Source organism: Piscinibacter sp. HJYY11, from assembly GCF_016735515.1.
Taxonomy (GTDB): domain Bacteria; phylum Pseudomonadota; class Gammaproteobacteria; order Burkholderiales; family Burkholderiaceae_C; genus Rhizobacter.
On the sequence record NZ_JAERQZ010000001.1, the window covers coordinates 3,280,669 to 3,297,939 of the forward strand.

General features: G+C 66.8%; 17 protein-coding genes. 4 read left to right on the forward strand and 13 right to left on the reverse strand.

The features are described from left to right. Positions 1-8 precede the first annotated feature (8 nt). From yidC to rpmH, 4 genes are read right to left on the reverse strand one after another with little or no spacing between them, the layout of a single operon-like run. The gene (yidC, locus tag JI745_RS15185; RefSeq protein WP_201808411.1) at positions 9-1,658 is read right to left on the reverse strand and encodes a membrane protein insertase YidC; all 1,650 of its coding nucleotides are present in this window, start codon (positions 1,656-1,658) and stop codon (positions 9-11) included. Continuing rightward, complete coding sequence (gene yidD / locus JI745_RS15190; protein WP_201808414.1) at positions 1,655-1,948, reverse strand: membrane protein insertion efficiency factor YidD; 294 nt, start codon at positions 1,946-1,948, stop codon at positions 1,655-1,657. Before yidD ends, yidC begins: the two co-directional genes overlap by 4 nt. 15 nt (positions 1,949-1,963) lie before the next feature. After that, positions 1,964-2,419, reverse strand: a complete 456-nt coding sequence (locus JI745_RS15195) for a ribonuclease P protein component (RefSeq protein WP_310738647.1) — start codon at positions 2,417-2,419, stop codon at positions 1,964-1,966. Between the two features lie 52 nt (positions 2,420-2,471). Beyond that, positions 2,472-2,606, reverse strand: coding sequence for a 50S ribosomal protein L34 (gene rpmH / locus JI745_RS15200; RefSeq protein ID WP_047486751.1), 135 nt, complete (start codon positions 2,604-2,606; stop codon positions 2,472-2,474). 287 nt (positions 2,607-2,893) lie between these two features. Here rpmH and dnaA point away from each other — a divergent pair, with 287 nt between their 5' ends. The 3 genes from dnaA (at position 2,894) to gyrB (ending at position 8,297) form a co-directional block, all read left to right on the forward strand. Continuing rightward, the gene (gene dnaA / locus JI745_RS15205) at positions 2,894-4,312 is read left to right on the forward strand and encodes a chromosomal replication initiator protein DnaA (RefSeq protein WP_201808418.1); all 1,419 of its coding nucleotides are present in this window, start codon (positions 2,894-2,896) and stop codon (positions 4,310-4,312) included. A 258-nt stretch (positions 4,313-4,570) separates the two neighbouring features. After that, entirely contained in the window at positions 4,571-5,677 is a 1,107-nt protein-coding gene (dnaN, locus tag JI745_RS15210) for a DNA polymerase III subunit beta (protein WP_201808420.1), read from the forward strand. Between the two features lie 106 nt (positions 5,678-5,783). Next, complete coding sequence (gene gyrB, locus JI745_RS15215; protein ID WP_201808422.1) at positions 5,784-8,297, forward strand: DNA topoisomerase (ATP-hydrolyzing) subunit B; 2,514 nt, start codon at positions 5,784-5,786, stop codon at positions 8,295-8,297. A 70-nt stretch (positions 8,298-8,367) separates the two neighbouring features. On the opposite strand, the gene JI745_RS15220 is transcribed toward gyrB, so the two are convergent. The 6 genes from JI745_RS15220 to JI745_RS15245 form a co-directional block, all read right to left on the reverse strand. Then, entirely contained in the window at positions 8,368-8,553 is a 186-nt protein-coding gene (locus tag JI745_RS15220) for a CsbD family protein (protein ID WP_201808424.1), read from the reverse strand. A gap of 127 nt (positions 8,554-8,680) precedes the next feature. Next, complete coding sequence (gene eutC / locus JI745_RS15225) at positions 8,681-9,466, reverse strand: ethanolamine ammonia-lyase subunit EutC (protein WP_201808426.1); 786 nt, start codon at positions 9,464-9,466, stop codon at positions 8,681-8,683. After that, positions 9,463-10,851 (reverse strand): ethanolamine ammonia-lyase subunit EutB, encoded by a 1,389-nt coding sequence (locus JI745_RS15230; RefSeq protein ID WP_201808428.1) that lies wholly within the window; start codon positions 10,849-10,851, stop codon positions 9,463-9,465. Before JI745_RS15230 ends, eutC begins: the two co-directional genes overlap by 4 nt. A gap of 45 nt (positions 10,852-10,896) precedes the next feature. Further along, positions 10,897-12,267, reverse strand: coding sequence for an ethanolamine permease (gene eat, locus JI745_RS15235; RefSeq protein ID WP_201808430.1), 1,371 nt, complete (start codon positions 12,265-12,267; stop codon positions 10,897-10,899). Positions 12,268-12,423: 156 nt separating this feature from the next. Next, positions 12,424-12,906, reverse strand: a complete 483-nt coding sequence (locus tag JI745_RS15240) for a hypothetical protein (RefSeq protein ID WP_201808432.1) — start codon at positions 12,904-12,906, stop codon at positions 12,424-12,426. Between the two features lie 102 nt (positions 12,907-13,008). Next, positions 13,009-13,734, reverse strand: a complete 726-nt coding sequence (locus tag JI745_RS15245) for a hypothetical protein (protein ID WP_201808434.1) — start codon at positions 13,732-13,734, stop codon at positions 13,009-13,011. 134 nt (positions 13,735-13,868) lie between these two features. Between JI745_RS15245 and JI745_RS15250 the strand changes: the two genes are divergently transcribed. Continuing rightward, positions 13,869-14,468, forward strand: coding sequence for a GAF domain-containing protein (locus JI745_RS15250; protein ID WP_201808436.1), 600 nt, complete (start codon positions 13,869-13,871; stop codon positions 14,466-14,468). A 13-nt stretch (positions 14,469-14,481) separates the two neighbouring features. On the opposite strand, the gene gshA is transcribed toward JI745_RS15250, so the two are convergent. The 3 genes from gshA to JI745_RS15265 form a co-directional block, all read right to left on the reverse strand. Continuing rightward, complete coding sequence (gene gshA / locus JI745_RS15255; protein ID WP_201808444.1) at positions 14,482-16,008, reverse strand: glutamate--cysteine ligase; 1,527 nt, start codon at positions 16,006-16,008, stop codon at positions 14,482-14,484. Positions 16,009-16,096: 88 nt separating this feature from the next. Then, on the reverse strand, positions 16,097-16,414 hold the full coding sequence (locus tag JI745_RS15260; RefSeq protein ID WP_201808446.1) for a DUF2322 family protein: 318 nt from the start codon (positions 16,412-16,414) through the stop codon (positions 16,097-16,099). An 11-nt stretch (positions 16,415-16,425) separates the two neighbouring features. Further along, positions 16,426-17,103: a dienelactone hydrolase family protein gene (locus tag JI745_RS15265; protein WP_201808448.1), complete on the reverse strand. Its 678-nt coding sequence runs from the start codon at positions 17,101-17,103 to the stop codon at positions 16,426-16,428. Positions 17,104-17,271 lie beyond the last annotated feature (168 nt).

Sequence of the window (17,271 nt, forward strand, 5' to 3'; positions counted from 1 at the left end):
GCAGGAGGTCAGGTGACGCCCAGGCGCTTGTTGATGACGTACTGCTGGGCGATGCCGAGGATGTTGTTGGTCAGCCAGTACAGCACCAGGCCCGCGGGGAAGAAGAAGAAGAACACGCTGAAGATGAGCGGCATGATCCACATCATGCGGGCCTGGACCGGATCCGGCGGCGTCGGGTTGAGCCAGGTCTGCAGAAGCGTCGAGGCGGTCATCAGCAGCGGCAGGATGTAGTACGGGTCTTTCGCCGACAGGTCGGTGATCCAGCCCAGCCACGGCGCATTGCGCATCTCGACGCTGGAGAGCAGCACCCAGTACAAAGCGATGAAGAAGGGCATCTGCACGAGGATGGGCAGGCAGCCGCCGAGCGGGTTGACCTTCTCCTCGCGGTAGATGCGCATCATCTCCTGCTGCATCTGCTGCGGCTTGTCTTTCAGGCGCTCGCGCATTTCCATGATGCGGGGGTTGATCGCCTTCATCTTGGCCATCGAGCGATAGGCGCTGGCGTTGAGCCAGTAGAACGCGATCTTCAGGAGCACCACCAGCGCGACGATCGCCCAGCCCCAGTTGCCGATCAGCCCATGCAGCTTGTCGAGCAGCCAGAAGAGCGGCTTGGCGAGCACAGCGAACCAGCCGTAGTCCTTCACCAGTTCCAAGCCGGGGGCCAGGGTTTCGAGCTTGGTCTCTTCCTGGGGGCCGGCGTAGAGCTGGGCTTCATGCGTGACGGTGGCGCCGGGCGCGACGCTGCCGAGCGGCAGCACCATCGCCACCGAGTACAGGTTGTTGCCCAGGCTCTCGGTGCGGAACTCGCGTTGCGACTTGCCTTGCACGAGCCAGGCCGAGTTGAAGTAGTGCTGGACCATCGCGATCCAGCCGTTGTCGGCCGTCTTCACGTATTCGGCCTTGCGCTTCTCGATGTCGGTGAACTCGACCTTCTGGAAGTGCTTTTCCTCGGTGTAGATCGCCGGGCCGGTGAACGCGGTCGGCGCCATGAACATGCTGCTCGGCGGCACGGTGCCATCGCGCACCAGTTGCAGGTAGAGCTCGGGCTGCACCGGGGCCGCGCTGCGGTTGACCACCTCGTGGCGAACCCCGATCGTGTACTGGCCGCGTTTGAACACGTAGCTCTTGCGCAGCGTCACGCCCACAGGCTCGGGCGTCTCGAAGCTCACGGTCAGCGTGTCCTGGCCCTCCTTCAGCACCGTGTCGCCCGCCACCGGCTTCAGCAGCGTGTGGTGGTTGGGCAGGGTAACGCCGGCCTGGCGGGTGATGAGGCCGGTCTGCGCCAGGTACTGGCGGTCGCTGCTGCGGTCGAACAGCACCAGCGGCTGCTTGGGATCGGCATCGCTCGGGTGCTTGAGCAGCACGAGCTTCACCAGGTCTGCGCCTTTGGTGTCGAAGGTGGCTTCGAAGAGGTCGGTCTTGACGGTGCGCAGCTCGCTCGCCACCTGCACGCCACTGGCTGCACCGACTGGCGACGCGGCGGCCCCGGCCTGGCCCGGGGCCGGCACACCGGAAGCGGCCGTGGCGGTGGTCGCGGGTTTGGCCGGCGCAGGCGCAAACATCGACGGCTGGCCGTTGTGCACGTTCCAGTTGTTCCAGAGGAACGTCAGGGACATCAGGAACACCACCCACAGCAGGGTGCGACGCATGTCGGTCATGGGGACGTCTTTTCGCGGGAAGGAGTGAAGAGCTGGGTGAAGAGACCCCGGGCCTGATCGGGCACGGGGTCGTGGCCGCCCGCACACCAGGGGTGGCAGCGGGCCAGGCGGCGCAGGGTCAAGCTACTGCCGGCCCATGCGCCATGCCGATCCAGGGCTTGCAAGGCATATGCGGAACAGGTCGGCTCAAAGCGGCAGGCGCTGCCAAGCCAGGGGCTCAGGAAGAATCGATAGCCACGCACCAGCCCCATCAACAGGCGCCGAGGCAAGGCCAGGAAGACATTGAGCATGGCGCGCGATCGGGATCAGGCTGCCGCGGCCTGGCGCACGGCGTCGGCCATCAGGCGCGAGAGCTCGCGGCCGGCTTCGTCGCGCAAGGCCTCGGAGGCTGCGCTGGTGAAACGTTCGCGGTCGAAGGGCGAGCGCAGGCGCACGACCCACAGGCCGGCCTGCAACCGGGGTTCGGCTCCCGCGGCTTCGCGGATCTGGCGCTTGAGCAGGTTGCGGGTCACCGAACGCCGCGCGTGGCGCTTCGGGACCACGGCGCCGAGCCAACAACCGGCGGGGGATTCATCCACAGGCTTGCCCACTTCCGGTGCCTGGCCTGTTGACAACTTGGGGTCAACCATCGCCCGACCGGGCTTTCGTGCCGAGCTGGGCCCTGACCGCAGGTAGTGGACGGCGAAATGCGGACTGCGCGCATGGGCAGGAGTGCCCAGCACGCGTTCGAAGTCGGCGGATCGCACGATGCGACCGATCACGGCACAGCCGTGTCAAGGGTCAAGGCGAGGCCGTGTGCAGCAGCGCTGCCGCTCAGACGGCCAGGCGCTTGCGGCCCTTGGCGCGGCGAGCGTTGATGACGGCACGGCCACCGCGGGTCTTCATGCGCACGAGGAAGCCGTGGGTACGGGCGCGGCGGGTCTTGGAGGCTTGGTACGTGCGTTTCATGGTGCAGTCCTGCTGGTCTGGATGAAGGTCTGAAAGTGAAGATGAAGACCTGCGCTGAGACACTCGCCAACACGGGCATCGAGCACCGCGCCGACCGATCGACCAAGCCTTCGGGAAACCCACTATTACACCAAAAAGGCCCTTTGAAGTCAAAGACTTGCACGGCAGCATGCGGCCGCGAGAGCTTTCGTGAAGGGATTGACCATCGTCTCGAAACTGTGGATAACCGCGTCTCCGGCAACCCGGCGCACGTAGAATCCCGCCGCTCCGAAAAAGACTTTTCCACAATGAGCGCTGACCTCTGGCAACGTGGCTGCGAACGACTCGCGGCAGAGTTGCCCGAACAACAATTCAACACCTGGATCCGGCCGCTGCCGGCCGCCGATGTCACCGACGAGGGCGGTGATGTGGCCGTGGCCAGCGTGCAGGTGCCCAACCGCTTCAAGCTCGACTGGATCCGAAACCAGTACGCCGGCCGCATCGAGGCCGTGCTGAGCGAATTGGCGGGCAAACCGGTGCGTCTGGACCTGACACTGGCCGCACGCGAGTCGCAGGCGACGGGCGCGACTGCCCTGCGCCCGAACGGTCCGCGGTCCTTCACCCAGGCCCTGCGCCAGGCCCCGGCTGCCAATGACGCACCCGCGCCCGTTCGGCCCGCCGACAGCGGCCAGAGCGCCCACCTGCCACGCCACCGCCTGAACCCGGCCCTCACCTTCGACACGCTGGTGCCCGGACGCGCCAATCAGATGGCGCGCACTGCCGCGTTGCACGTGGCCGGTGCCCCGGGGCAGATGTACAACCCGCTCTTCATTTATGGCGGGGTCGGCCTCGGCAAGACCCACCTGGTGCACGCCGTCGGCAATGCCTTGCTGGCCGATCGCCCTGATGCCCGGGTGCTCTACCTGCACGCCGAGCAGTTCATCACCGACGTGGTGAAGAACTACCAGCGCAAGACCTTCGACGAGCTCAAGGCCAAGTACCACCAGCTCGACCTGCTGCTGATCGACGACGTGCAGTTCTTTGCCGGCAAGGAGCGCACCCAGGAGGAGTTCTTCAACGCCTTCGAAGCGCTGCTGGCCAAGCGCGCCCACATCATCATGACCAGCGACACCTACCCCAAGGGACTGGTGGACATCGACGAGCGCCTCACCTCCCGCTTCGACGCCGGCCTGACCGTCGCGATCGAGCCGCCCGAGCTCGAGATGCGCGTGGCCATCCTGATGCGCAAGGCCGACAGCGAAGGCACCTCGATGCCGGAGGACGTGGCCTTCTTCGTCGCCAAGAACGTGCGCGCCAACGTGCGCGAACTCGAAGGCGCGCTGCGCAAGATCCTGGCCTATTCACGTTTCTCGCAGAAGGACATCAACATCCAGCTCGCCCGCGAGGCGCTGAAGGACCTGTTGTCGATCCAGAACCGCCAGATCGGCGTCGAGAACATCCAGAAGACGGTGGCGGATTTCTACAAGATCAAGGTCGCCGACATGTACAGCAAGAAGCGCCCGGCCAGCATCGCGCGGCCGCGCCAGATCGCCATGTACATCGCCAAGGAGATGACGCAGAAGAGCCTGCCCGAGATCGGCGAACTCTTCGGCGGCCGCGACCACACGACGGTGCTTCACGCGGTGCGCAAGATCGCCGCCGAACGCCAGAAGAACACCGAGCTCAACCAGCAGCTGCACGTGCTGGAACAGACGCTCAAGGGCTGAGGACGAGACAAGGAAGAAGCTTCAGCACACGCGCCGGCGCCGTGTCAAATCACAAGCCTGGGGACAACTTCAGAACAAGTTCCAGGATGTCCACAGCCCCGCGCCCTTCCCCAAAGTTGTTGTCGGTTCGTCCCGGGTTTTGCGAGGTCGTCGCACACAGGGTTCGCTTGAAGATAAACGCTTGATGGAACAGGAGAAAATGGCGTTCTCCACAGAAAATGTCGTGCTCTACTACGACGACCAATTTAAGAGGTTGACATGATTGTCTTGAAGACAGCACAAGAAAAAGTCTTGAGCGCCTTGCAGGCCGTCTCGGGCATCGTCGAGCGTCGTCACACCTTGCCCATCCTGGCCAACGTGCTGATCAAGAAGACCGGCGGCCAGATCGAGTTCACGACTTCCGACCTCGAGATCCAGGTGCGCACCACGGCCGAGTTCGACGGCGACGCGGGCAACTTCAGCACCACCGTTGGGGCCCGCAAGCTGATCGACATCCTGCGTTCGCTGCCGGCCGACCAGACGGTGAGCCTGTCGGCCAACCAGAACAAGCTCACGCTGCAAGGCGGCAAGAGCCGCTTCACGCTGCAGACCCTGCCGGCCGACGACTTCCCGCTGGTGCAGGAAGCCGCCGACTTCGGGCCGATGTTCAGCGTGCCGCAGAAGACGCTGAAGACCTTGATCAACCAGGTGCACTTCGCGATGGCGGTGCACGACATCCGCTACTACCTGAACGGCATCCTCTTCGTCGCCGAAGGCAAGAGCCTGACCTTGGTCGCCACCGATGGCCACCGCCTCGCGCTCGCGCAGGCCACGCTCGATGTCGAGATCCCGAAGCAGGAAGTGATCCTCCCGCGCAAGACGGTGCTCGAGCTGCAGCGCCTCCTGAAGGACGAAGACACCGCGATCGAGATGCGCTTTGCCGGCAACCAGGCGAAGTTCAGCTTCTCGGGCATGGAGTTCGTCACCAAGCTGGTCGAGGGCAAGTTCCCCGACTACAACCGCGTGATCCCGAAGAACCACAAGAACAGCCTCACGCTCGGCCGCGCGCCGCTGCTGGCGAGCCTGCAACGTGCCGCCATCCTGACGAGCGAGAAGTTCAAGGGTGTGCGCGTCAACCTCGAGCCCGGCAGCCTGCGCATCGCCTCGAGCAACGCCGAACAGGAAGAGGCCAAGGAAGAACTCGAGGTCGACTACGGCGGCGACACCATCGAGATCGGCTTCAACGTGACCTACCTGATGGACGTGCTGGCCAACATGAGCGTCGACATGGTCAAGCTCGAGCTCCAGGACACCAACTCCAGCGTCTTGATCACCGTGCCCGAGCAGGCCGGCTTCAAGTACGTGGTGATGCCGATGAGGATCTGACCCCTGCGCGGCCCTCGTGCCGACCGTGACATGCCAAGCGGGCTTCGGCCCGCTTCACCGTTTCTAAAGAGGGGTGCCTACCCCGTTGAGAGAGTTCCAAGCGGCCATGACCGACGTCCAAAACCTCCCCGAAGAACCCGCCAAGAAGACCGCCGCCGAGATCAGCGCCGGTTATGGCGAGGGCAGTATCCAGATCCTCGAGGGCCTGGAAGCGGTGCGCAAACGCCCCGGCATGTACATCGGCGACACCTCCGACGGCACCGGCCTGCACCACCTGGTGTTCGAGGTGGTCGACAACTCGATTGACGAAGCCCTCGCCGGCCATTGCGACGACATCGTCGTCACCATCCACAGCGACAACTCCATCTCCGTCATCGACAACGGCCGCGGCATCCCCACGGGCGTGAAGATGGACGACAAACACGAGCCCAAGCGTTCGGCGGCCGAGATCGCCCTGACCGAGCTGCACGCCGGCGGCAAGTTCAACCAGAACAGCTACAAGGTTTCGGGCGGCCTGCACGGCGTGGGCGTGTCGTGCGTGAACGCGCTCTCGAAGTGGCTGCGCCTGACCGTGCGCCGCGACGGCAAGCAGCACTACATCGAGTTCAAGAAAGGCGTGCCGCAAGACCGCCTGATCGAGATGCGCGATGGCTTCGAGGTGAGCCCGATGCGCATCACCGGCGAGACCGAGAAGCGCGGTACCGAGGTCCACTTCCTGCCCGACGACGAGATCTTCCAGCAGAACAACGACTTCCACTACGACATCCTCGCCAAGCGCCTGCGCGAGCTTTCGTTCCTCAACAACGGCGTGAAGATCCGCCTCGTCGACGAGCGGAACAACAAGGAAGACAACTTCGCCTTCGCCGGCGGTGTGAAGGGCTTCGTCGACTTCATCAACACCGGCAAGAAGGTGCTGAACCCGACCGTCTTCCACGCCACGGGCGAGAAGAACAGCGAACAGGGCACCACCATCACCACCGAGGTGGCGATGCAGTGGAACGACGGCTACAGCGAGTCGGTGCTGTGCTTCACCAACAACATCCCCCAGCGTGACGGTGGCACCCACCTCACCGGCATGCGCGCCGCGATGACGCGTGTCATCAACAAGTACATCGAAGACAACGAGCTCGCCAAGAAAGCCAAGGTCGAGGTGACCGGCGACGACATGCGCGAAGGCCTGTGCTGCGTGCTCAGCGTGAAGGTGCCCGAGCCCAAGTTCTCCAGCCAGACCAAGGACAAGCTGGTGTCGAGCGAAGTGCGCGGCCCGGTGGAAGACGTGGTGAGCAAGGCGCTGACCGACTACCTGCTCGAGAACCCCAACGACGCCAAGATCATCTGCGGCAAGATCGTCGAAGCCGCCAAGGCCCGCGAGGCCGCCCGCAAGGCGCGCGAGATGACGCGCCGCAAGGGCGTGCTCGACGGCATGGGCCTGCCCGGCAAGCTCGCCGACTGCCAGGAAAAAGACCCGGCGCTGTGCGAGATCTACATCGTCGAGGGTGACTCCGCCGGGGGCTCCGCCAAGCAGGGCCGCGACCGCAAGTTCCAGGCGATCCTGCCCCTGCGCGGCAAGATCCTCAACGTGGAGCGTGCCCGCTTCGAGCGCCTGCTCACCAGCAATGAAATCCTCACGCTGATCACCGCGCTCGGCACCAGCATCGGCAAGGAAGAGTTCAACCCTGACAAGCTGCGCTACCACCGCATCATCATCATGACCGACGCGGACGTGGACGGTGCGCACATCCGCACGCTGCTGCTCACCTTCTTCTATCGGCAGATGCCCGAGATCGTCGAACGTGGCCATGTCTACATCGCGCAGCCGCCGCTCTACAAGGTCAAGCTCGGCAAGGAAGAGCAGTACCTGAAGGACGGCCACGAGCTCGATGCCTACCTGCTCAAGGTGGCGCTCAAAGACGCCAAGCTCGAGACCGGCATGGGCGGCGCGGTGCTGGCCGGCGAGACGCTCGACACGCTGGCGCGCCAATACGTGCTCGCCAACAACGTGGTCGACCGCCTGGCCAAGTGGATGGACGTGGAGGCCCTGCGCGCCATGGCGAACGGGCTGGAGATCAACCTCGACACGCTGGAAAGCGCTGAACAGTCGGCGGCGGCCTTGAAGGCCGCGCTGCACAATGCCGAGGTCACCGCCGAGTTCGACACCCGCATGGACAAGCACATCCTGCGCATCAGCCGCATGCACCACGGCAACGTGAAGAGCAGCGTGATCACCGCCGACTTCGTGCACGGTGCCGACTACGAAGCGCTGAGCACCGCCGGCCGCACCTTCAAGGGCCTGGTGAGCGCCGAAGCCGTCGTCAAGCGTGGCGAAGGCGAGAAGCAGAAGGAAGCCAAGGTCAGCGACTTCCGCCAGGCCATGGCCTGGCTGATCCAGCAGGCCGAGTCGGCCGTCGGCCGCCAGCGCTACAAGGGCCTGGGCGAAATGAACCCCGAGCAGCTCTGGGAAACGACCATGGACCCGAACGTGCGCCGCCTGCTCAGGGTGCAGATCGACGACGCGATCGAGGCCGACCGTGTGTTCACCATGCTGATGGGCGACGAGGTCGAGCCGCGGCGCGACTTCATCGAGCAGAACGCGCTGCGGGCCGCCAACATCGACGTCTAGAGCGTCGAGCGCAGCGGCTCAAAAAAGCAAAGGCCCCGCGAGGGGCCTTTGTCATGGTGCTGTCGAGACATCAGACACGATGCCGCGAGCCCTTCAGCGCTTCACGCGCGTTGCCCACGCTCTTCTGCGCCTTGCCTTCGACCTGCTTGGCCGCGCCACGCTCTTCGTGCTTGGGGCTGCCGATCACTTCGCCGGTCTTGCGTTGCACCTTGCCGGCGGCGTCCTTCATGGCGCCCTTCACTTGGTCTCGGTTCATATGAACTCCTTCAGTCGGTGGTTGCCATACGAAGCATGTGATGCACATGCTTCACCGTGAGACAAGGCTACGCCGATCGTCTCGAGTCGGCTGCGAGAGAGAGGCGCGGTTCGTGGTCGGACCTCGCCTACAGGCGCGGTGCCGTGGGCTCGGCGCTCAGCGCCGGTGCGCCGCTCTCGTCTTTCAGCTGCACGCCGGTGAGCTGTCGGCGGCGCGCTTCCTGCGCCAGCCACCACAGCGTGTGCGCCGCCTGCGCATACGGCAGGCCCTCGGGCCGGATGTTGGAGATGCAGTTGCGTTCGGCGTCGTGCCGGCCGGTGCGCGGCGCCCAGGTGAGGTAGACGCCCAGGCTGTCGGGCGAGCTGAGGCCAGGGCGTTCGCCGATCAGCACCGCCACAAGCTGGGTGCAAAGGGCTTCACCGATCGGGTCGCCGAGCGCGACACGCGCCTGCTCGGCGACGACCACGGGCCCCAGGCGCCAACCGGCAGGGGCTCGTCGGCGCACTTCGGTGAGCAGTGGCAGCGCGTGCCGCTCGAGGGCGAGCGACGAGAGGCCGTCACCCGCCACCAGCAGCAGGTCGCAGCCGGTCGCGTCGGTCTGCTGTTGCAAGGTGTGCTGCGAGGCGTCGTCCAGGCGGCGGCCGAGGTCGGGGCGCAGCAGGTAGGTGGCACGGTCGGGGGCCGCGCTGTGCACGCGCAGTGTCGGCCAGCCATCGGTTTGAAGTCGCTTGCACAAGCCGGCCGCATTGAGCGGCAGGTGCACCGCATCGCGCGCCATCGCATGCGCCGCGCCGAAGCGCAGCAGCTCCTGCGTGGGCACGCTCACCCCCGTGCGGCCGAGGGCCACGCGCGCCGGGGTGTGGGCCTTCAGGGCCTGCCACGGGTCTGGCGTCACCGCGCCGTCATGGCTCATGCTGCCGCCTCGATCAGCGGATGTTTCGCCGGCACCGGCAGCACATGCCCGGCCGCATCGGTGATGCCCATGCGCTGCAGCCAAGTCTCGAACTCCGGCGCACGCTTCAGGCCCAGCAGCTCGCGCAGGTAGAGGGCGTCGTGGAAGGAGGTGCTCTGGTAGTTGAGCATCACGTCGTCGGCGCCCGGCACGCCCATCAGGAAGCTCAGGCCCGCATTGGCGAGCAGGGTCATCAGCGCATCCATGTCGTCGCCATCGGCTTCGGCATGGTTGGTGTAGCAGACGTCGCAGCCGATCGGCAGGCCGAGCAGCTTGCCGCAGAAGTGGTCTTCCAGGCCGGCGCGGATGATCTGCTTGCCGTCGTAGAGGTACTCCGGCCCGATGAAGCCGACGACGGTGTTGACGAGCAGCGGCGAATACGCGCGCGCCACCGCATAGGCGCGGGCCTCGCAGGTCTGCTGGTCCACACCGTGGTGCGCGTTGGCGCTGAGCGCCGAGCCCTGGCCCGTCTCGAAGTACATGACGTTGGCGCTCGCCGGGTCGCCGACCGTGGCGCGCTTGAGCGACAGCGCAGCCTCGCGGGCTTCCTTCAGGAGCGCCAGGTCGATGCCGAACGAGGCATTGGCCTGCTGCGTGCCGGCAATAGACTGGAACACCAGGTCCACGGGCGCGCCGTGCTCGATCGCCTGCACGGTGTTGGTCACGTGCGTCAGCACGCAGGACTGGGTGGGGATCTGAAAGCGCGTGATCAGTTCGTCGAGCCGCTGCAGCAGCGAGACGATCGCCGGCACGTTGTCGCTCGCCGGGTTGATGCCGATCACCGCGTCGCCCGCGCCATAGAGCAGGCCGTCGAGCGTGGACACCGCGATGCCGCGGGGGTCATCGGTCGGGTGGTTGGGCTGCAGGCGCACCGCCAGGTGGCCGGGCAGGCCGATGGTGTTGCGAAAGCGGGTGACGACACGGCACTTGCGCGCGACGAGGATCAAATCCTGATGGCGCATCAGCTTGCTGACCGCCGCGGCCATCTCGGGCGTGATCCCGGTGTGCACACGGGCGAGTGCCGCGCTGTCGGCCGCGTCCGACAGCAGCCAGTCGCGGAAGCCCCCGACGGTGAGGTGTGCGATCTCGGCGAAGGCCGCCTTGTCGTGCGTGTCGATGATGAGGCGCGTGACCTCGTCGCTCTCGTAGGGCACGAGCGCCTCATCGAGAAAGCGCTGCAGCGGCAGCTCGGCCAGGCACATGCGCGCGCCCATGCGTTCGGCGTAGCTGGTGGCCGCCACGCCGGCGAGCTGGTCACCCGAGCGCAGCGGCGTGGCCTTGGCCATCACCGCCTTCAGGTCGGCGAACTGCCAGGTCTGGGTGCCGATGCGGTGCTGGTAGGGCATGTGTGGGTGGCGTCGGATGCGCGGCGGCTGGGCCGCGACGCGGGCTCAGCCCGCGTTCGGCATGACCGGGGCGGCCGCTTCGCGGCGCTTGTGGCCCCCCAGCATGAACACAACATACGCGAGGAGCATGGTCCCGGCAAACACGCCCGCCAGCAGGGTGTTGTAGTAGACCATCGCGGCCAGGCACAGCACCGCCAGCGAGAGCGCAATGGCCGGGAACACCGGGTAGCCGATGGCCGGGAAGGGCCGCGCCAGATCGGGCTCCTTCTTGCGCAGCGCGAAGAGGCTGAGCATCGACATGATGTACATCACGATCGCACCGAACACCGACATCGTGACGATGTTGGCCGTCAAGGTCTGCCCGCCGAAGGAGAAGAGCTGGTCGCTGAAGATCGCGGCGATGCCGATCACGCCGCCGGCCAGCACCGCGCGGTGCGGCGTGCCGAAGCGCGGGTGGATGGCTGCGAAATAGCTCGGCAGGTAACCGGCGCGTCCGAGCGCGAAGATCTGCCGCGAGTAGCCGAGGATGATCCCGTGGAACGAGGCCACCAGCCCGAAGAGGCCGATCCACACCAGCATGTGCAGCCAGTTGCTGTTCTCGCCCACCACGGTCTTCATGGCCTGCGGCAAGGGGTCGTTGATGTTGGACAGCTTGCGCCAATCGCCCACGCCGCCCGCGAACACCATCACGCCGATGGCCAGCACCACCAGGGTGATGATGCCGGCGATGTAGGCCACTGGAATGGTGCGCTTCGGGTCCTTGGCTTCTTCGGCGGCCATGGCCACGCCTTCGATCGCCAGGAAGAACCAGATCGCAAACGGGATGGCCGCAAACATGCCCGAGATGGCCACGACGCTGAAGGTGTCTTGCCCCGCCCAGCCGTGGGCCACGAAGTTGGCCACCGAAAACGCGGGCGCCACCCCCCCCATGAACACCAGCAACTCGAAGATGGCGAGCGCGGTGATGATCAGCTCGAAGGTCGCGGCCGTCCTGACGCCGACGATGTTGAGCGCCATGAAGATCACATAGGCGCCGGTGGCCATGAGCTTCTGGTCGACCCCGGGAAATTGCACGCCCAGGTAGGAGCCGATGGCCATTGCGATGGCCGGCGGTGCGAACACGAATTCGATCAGGGTGGCGAAGCCGGCGATGAAGCCCCCGACCGGCCCGAAGGCACGCGACGCGTAGGCGAAGGGCCCACCGGCATTGGGGATCGCCGTCGTCAGCTCGGTGAAGCTGAAGATGAAGGTGGTGTACATCGCCGCGACGACGAGGGCCGTGATCATGAAGCCAAGCGTGCCGGCGCTGGCCCAGCCGTAGCTCCAGCCGAAGTACTCGCCCGAGATCACCAGCCCAACGGCCAGCCCCCACAGATGCCAAGCGTTCAACGTCGGTTTGAGGTGACCTGTTTGCATGAGGGCTCCAATCAGAAGACGGCGATGGGGAACTGCGCGGCAAGGAATTAGCAAGTTCCTTGCCGGTGCAGCTCCGCACACCGCGCGGATCGGAGGCCGTCAGGCGGCGTCGAATGGCGTCAGGGGTCGGCCCTCCAAAGGGGCCTCAAGAGGGGCTCAGCGCCGGCGGTCTTCCTCTTTGCCCGACACGGTCTGCGCATCGAGGCCGCGCGCGGGCGACTCGAAGGTCTGCTGCTCCTCGCCGCTCGGCTCGATCAGCTCCTCGATGATGAAGTTGCCATAGCGCTGTGCCCGCTCGGCGTGGAAGCGGCGGGCGATCTCGGCCACCTGCGTCCATTGCGCTTCTTCCTTGGCCTTGACGACGAGGAAGCTGTAGCCCTCGTCGGCCAGCTCGCCGTGGGCGCGGGCGAGGTTGATCTCCTGGCCCAGGTTGGCGAGCGGGCTGGCCTTGGCGAGGTCGATGTCGACCTGCTCGCGCATCTGGTCGGAGGTGTAGCGGGAGATGTTCTCGTCGGCGAAACCGGCCTCGCGGAGCGCGTCGGCGGCGGCGCCCATGTCCTGCTGGGTCGGGAACGAGACGATCACGTGGCCGACGGGGGCAAAGACGCCCAGCGTCTGGGGGTGCGACTGCTTGTCCATGGAAGGCTCCTGTGCGGCCCGGCGGGCCGCTTCCGTCGCATCGTCCCCATGCGGGCATGGCGCGTCACCCGGACGGCGGCGCGAGGGGCTGTCGGCGATTGCCTACTTGTGCAGGTGCGTGTGCGCTGCGCCGCCCTGTGCCAGCCCGGCCTGCCAGGGCGGCCAGGCGGCCTCGAACGGCGTGGCGGCGGGCGCAAAGGCGAGCGGGTTCGCCACCAGGCGCACCCAGGCCAGCGTGTCGTGGTGGTTGCCCGGGGGCGCGCCGTCGTCGCGGAAGGCCACGAGCCAGGCGTGCACCGCGGCGTAGTGCTGCGGGTGCTTGCGCAGCGTCCAGGCGAGGCCGACGAGGTCGGCATAGGCCTCTTCGCGGCGGGTCTGCTGCATGGCCTGCCAGGCGTCGCGCACGGAGGATTCACGCGAGGCGGCATCTTCGGCCTCGCGGCCGGCGCTGAAGCCGGCCGGCACGGTGTGCCACGCGCCGCGCACGTAGCGCCAGCAGTGCCCGAGTTCATGCGCGGCCATGGCCTCGACCACCGGTGTCAGCAAGGGCTCGGGAATGGCGGCGAGCGTGCTCCCGGCCTCGGGGTTGCCGCGCATCGAGAGCACGAGCTTGCAGCGCTCGTCGACGTAGGCCATGGCGAGCGGCGCTTGGCCCGGTGTGGGCTGCGGCTGCACCACGATGTCGAGCGGGAGGCGCTGCTGGCGCGCGTAGGCGATGACCGGCGAGGCCAGGCGCAGCCAGCGCTGCTCGAGGTCGGTCAGGCCCCCGTCGGCACGGGCGGGGATCGACGCGGCCAGGGCGCAGGCGAAGAGGGCGGGCTTCCACATGCCTCCCATTGGACCGGGCTGCACGTGCGGTCAAGGCTCGAAGAGTGCGGACTAAGCACGACTTTTCAGGGGGATGCCGGCTTGATCTGTTGCACGCACCGGCTACCCTAAGGCCGCGACCTGCTGCCTTGGCCATGAAAAGATTCCAAGCCCTGCTCGACCAGCTGACCCTCGGCCTCGACACCCAGGCTTACACCCTGGAGCAGAGCGCCGAGATGGTGTGCCGCCACATCCAGGCCGAACTCGGGTGTTCGCAGGTGAGCGTGTGGCTGCTGGAGGCGCGCGAGAGCGGCCCCTTCCTGCGCCACCAGATCGGCTACGACGGGCCGGCCGGGCGGGTGCTGCTCGGCTCGGAGCTGGCGAGCCACCCCGACATCTGGCCCTACGTGGAAGAGCTCACGCGGCAGGGCGTGTTCGCGAGCGACGACGCACTGGCCGACGAGCGCCTCGGCGGCCTGCGCGAGAGCTTCCTCGCGCCGCTCGACCTGCGCTCGGTGCTCTACGCCACCATCGGTGCCAACGGCAACACGACCGCGCTGCTGGCCTGTGCCGAGCGGGGCGCCAAGCGCCGCTGGTCGGCGGTGGAGATCCGCACGCTCAAGGCGTGTGCCGACGCGATCTCGCTGCGGCGTGCACGACGCCACCGGCGTGAGGCCGAGGCGGCCTCGCTTGCGCAGCGCCTGCTGCAGTCGCAGGTCCAGCCGAAGCTCAGCGTGCTGCCGCCCGAGGACTGACGCCGGGCGGCATTCAGAGGCCCAGCCGCTGCGGCGAGAGGTACTGCTGGCGGTAGACCTCGAAGGGCAGGCTGTCGCCGGCCTCGACCTTCTTCTGGTCTTCCACGGAAGCCTGGGCCAGTTGCGCGTGATGCGCGTCCTGCTCCGCCGTGTGGGGCAGGGCGAGCAGGGCGGCCTGCGTCTGGCGGCTCTGCGCCAGCGTGAAGGCGGAGAAGCTGTGCTGGAAGTCCTGGGCCATCGCGTTGAGCACCCGCGCCGAGGGCGTGAGGCTGGCATCGGCCAGCAGCTCGCGCGCGGCGATGAGCGCGGCCTGGTGCAGCTCGCCACCGTGGGCGGCGTCGAGCGCGGCGGCGATGGGCCTGCATTCGTCGACGATCTGCAGGCCCCAGTCGACCAGCGTCACCTCCTGGGTGCCACGCTCCAGCTTGAGGCCGGGCTCGCGGCCGCGCGCGGCGGTGCGGTGCTGGTTGCGGCCGAGCGCCGCGATCTCGTCGGGCGTGTCGGGCGGGCTCGCGCTCAGCAGGCAGTGCAGCAGGAAGATGTCGAGGAAGCGCACCGTCTCGGCGGTGATGCCGATGGGCACGAAGGGGTTGAGGTCCATCAGCCGCACTTCGACGTATTCGACACCGCGCTCGCGCAGCGCGTGCAGTGGGCGCTCGCCGGGGAAGATCACGCGCTTGGGGCGGATGGTCCCGTAGAACTCGTTCTCGATCTGCAGCAGGCTGGTGGCGAGCTGGTTGTACTCGCCGCCGGGGTTCTGCACGCCGATGGCGGCGTAGGCGGGGTAGGGGCGGGTGAGCGCCTCCTGCAACGAGGCGCCGTAGCTCGCGAGGCTGTTGTAGCTGACCTTGAGGCTGGCCTGCGCATCGCTCTGGTAGCCCAGCCGGCCCATGCGCAGCGAAGTGCCGTGCGGCATGTAGAGCGTGCGTTCGGCGAGCGGCTGCAGCTCGTGCGCTCGGCCTTCGACGAAGCTGGCACCGACCGCCGGCGAGGCACCGAAGAGGTAGAGCAGCAGGAACGAGTGCCGGCGGAAGTTGCGGATCAGCGAGAAGTAACCCTCGTCCGACACGCCCGGCAGCGACCAGTTGTAGTGGATGCCGGAGATGGTCTGCATGCGCCGGCCGTAGCGGTGGCCCAGGCCCATGCGGTAGACGCTCTTGGCGCGGCCCACGTTGGAGTTGCCATAGCGCCCGATCGGGATGGTCTCGTCGGCCGGCAGCTCGCAAGGCATGCTCGACACCCACATCAGCTCGTCACCCGCGGCCTGCATCACGCGGTAGACGGCCTGGTGGATCTGCGTGAGCTCGCCCAGGCAGGCCTCGATGCTGGCGTGTGCGCCGGTCACGAGCTCGAGCTGCGACTCGCTGAAGTCGGTGGTGATGTGCGGGTGGGTGAGGGCCGAGCCAAGGGCTGCGGGGTGCGGCGTGAGCGCGAGCGACGCGTCTGGGCCGGCGCGCAGGCTTTCTTTTTCGATGCCGCGGCGAATGCCCATCAGCACACCGTGGGGCAGTGCACGCAGGCGGTCTTGCAAGTCGCTCATGCGCGTCTCCTCGATCCTCTTGGGGAGCGGAAGGTATCAGAGCTTGGCGTTGGGCGCCGTCCAGCGGGTTGATCGAAGCTGTGTTAGGTCAGGCCGCTGGCAGCAGCTTGACCGAAAGGCGCCCGCCGCGCTCGACCAGCTGCAGCAATCGGTCGATGTTGGGGTGCTTGCCGGGGTGGGCCCGCGCGTCGGCGGTGTGCTCGGCATAGAGCGACAGGCCCTCGTGCGCCGCTTCGACGGTGATCGCGCCGAAGCGCTGCGCCAGTGCGTGGTACACGGCGACCGAGCCGGCGGAGCCGGGCTTGTTTTCGAGCGTGGCGCTGACCGTGCCGCTGTCATCGAGCAGTTGCAGCCCGGCGAGGTGGGTGACGGGGGGCAGGTTCTTCAGGTTGTCAGCGAAAGCCATCGTCATCGTCCTCAGGTCACCGACTGGAAGAGGGCCAGCGTGCGCTCGAAGGCAAGGCGGGCGCTTTCCGGCTCATAGTCCTTGCGGCGGTCGGACTGGAAGCCGTGGCCGGCGTCGTAGAGGTAGACCGGCACCTCGGCGTGTGCGTCGATCACCTTCTGCACGCTGTCGAGCGGAATGCTCGCATCGTGCTTGCCGAAATGCAGGATGGTCGGGCACTTGGGTTGTTCGTTGGCGAACTGCGGCACCAGGCTGCCGTAGTAGCCCGAGGCGGCGGCGAGGCCGGTGCAGCGGCAGGCTGCGGCCCAGGTCACCGAGCCGCCGTAGCAGTAGCCGGTGATGAAGACCTTGCCGCGCTGACCGAGCGCATCGATGCAGGTCTGCGTGTCGTCCACGCTCAGCCTGAACGGGTGCAGCTCGCGTGCCACCTTGATGGCCTTGGCGCGGTCTTCATCGGAATAGCTCGCCTGGAAGCCCGGCGCCTCGCGGTCGTAGATGGCGGGGGCGAGCACCTCGAAGCCCTGGTCGGCAAAGCGGTCGGCCTGTTCCTTGATGTGCTCGGTGACGCCGAAGATCTCCTGGATCAGCACCAGCCCGCCGCGGCGCTGGCCCTTGGGCTCCACGTGGTACACGCCGATGGTGGCGCCGTCGCTCATGGTCATCTGGATCATGCTGCCGCGTGTGCTCATGGGCTTTCTCCGGGGTGGATTCGGGGTGGGGCAGGAATATACGGCCTCGTCCATGACATTGCTGGCAGGCGGCCGAAGGAGGGTCCGCCCATGGAAACGCATGAAACGAACGCAACAAGTTGCACAGACCAACTTATTGCGATATGCTGAACTCACGTCAAAGGAGAA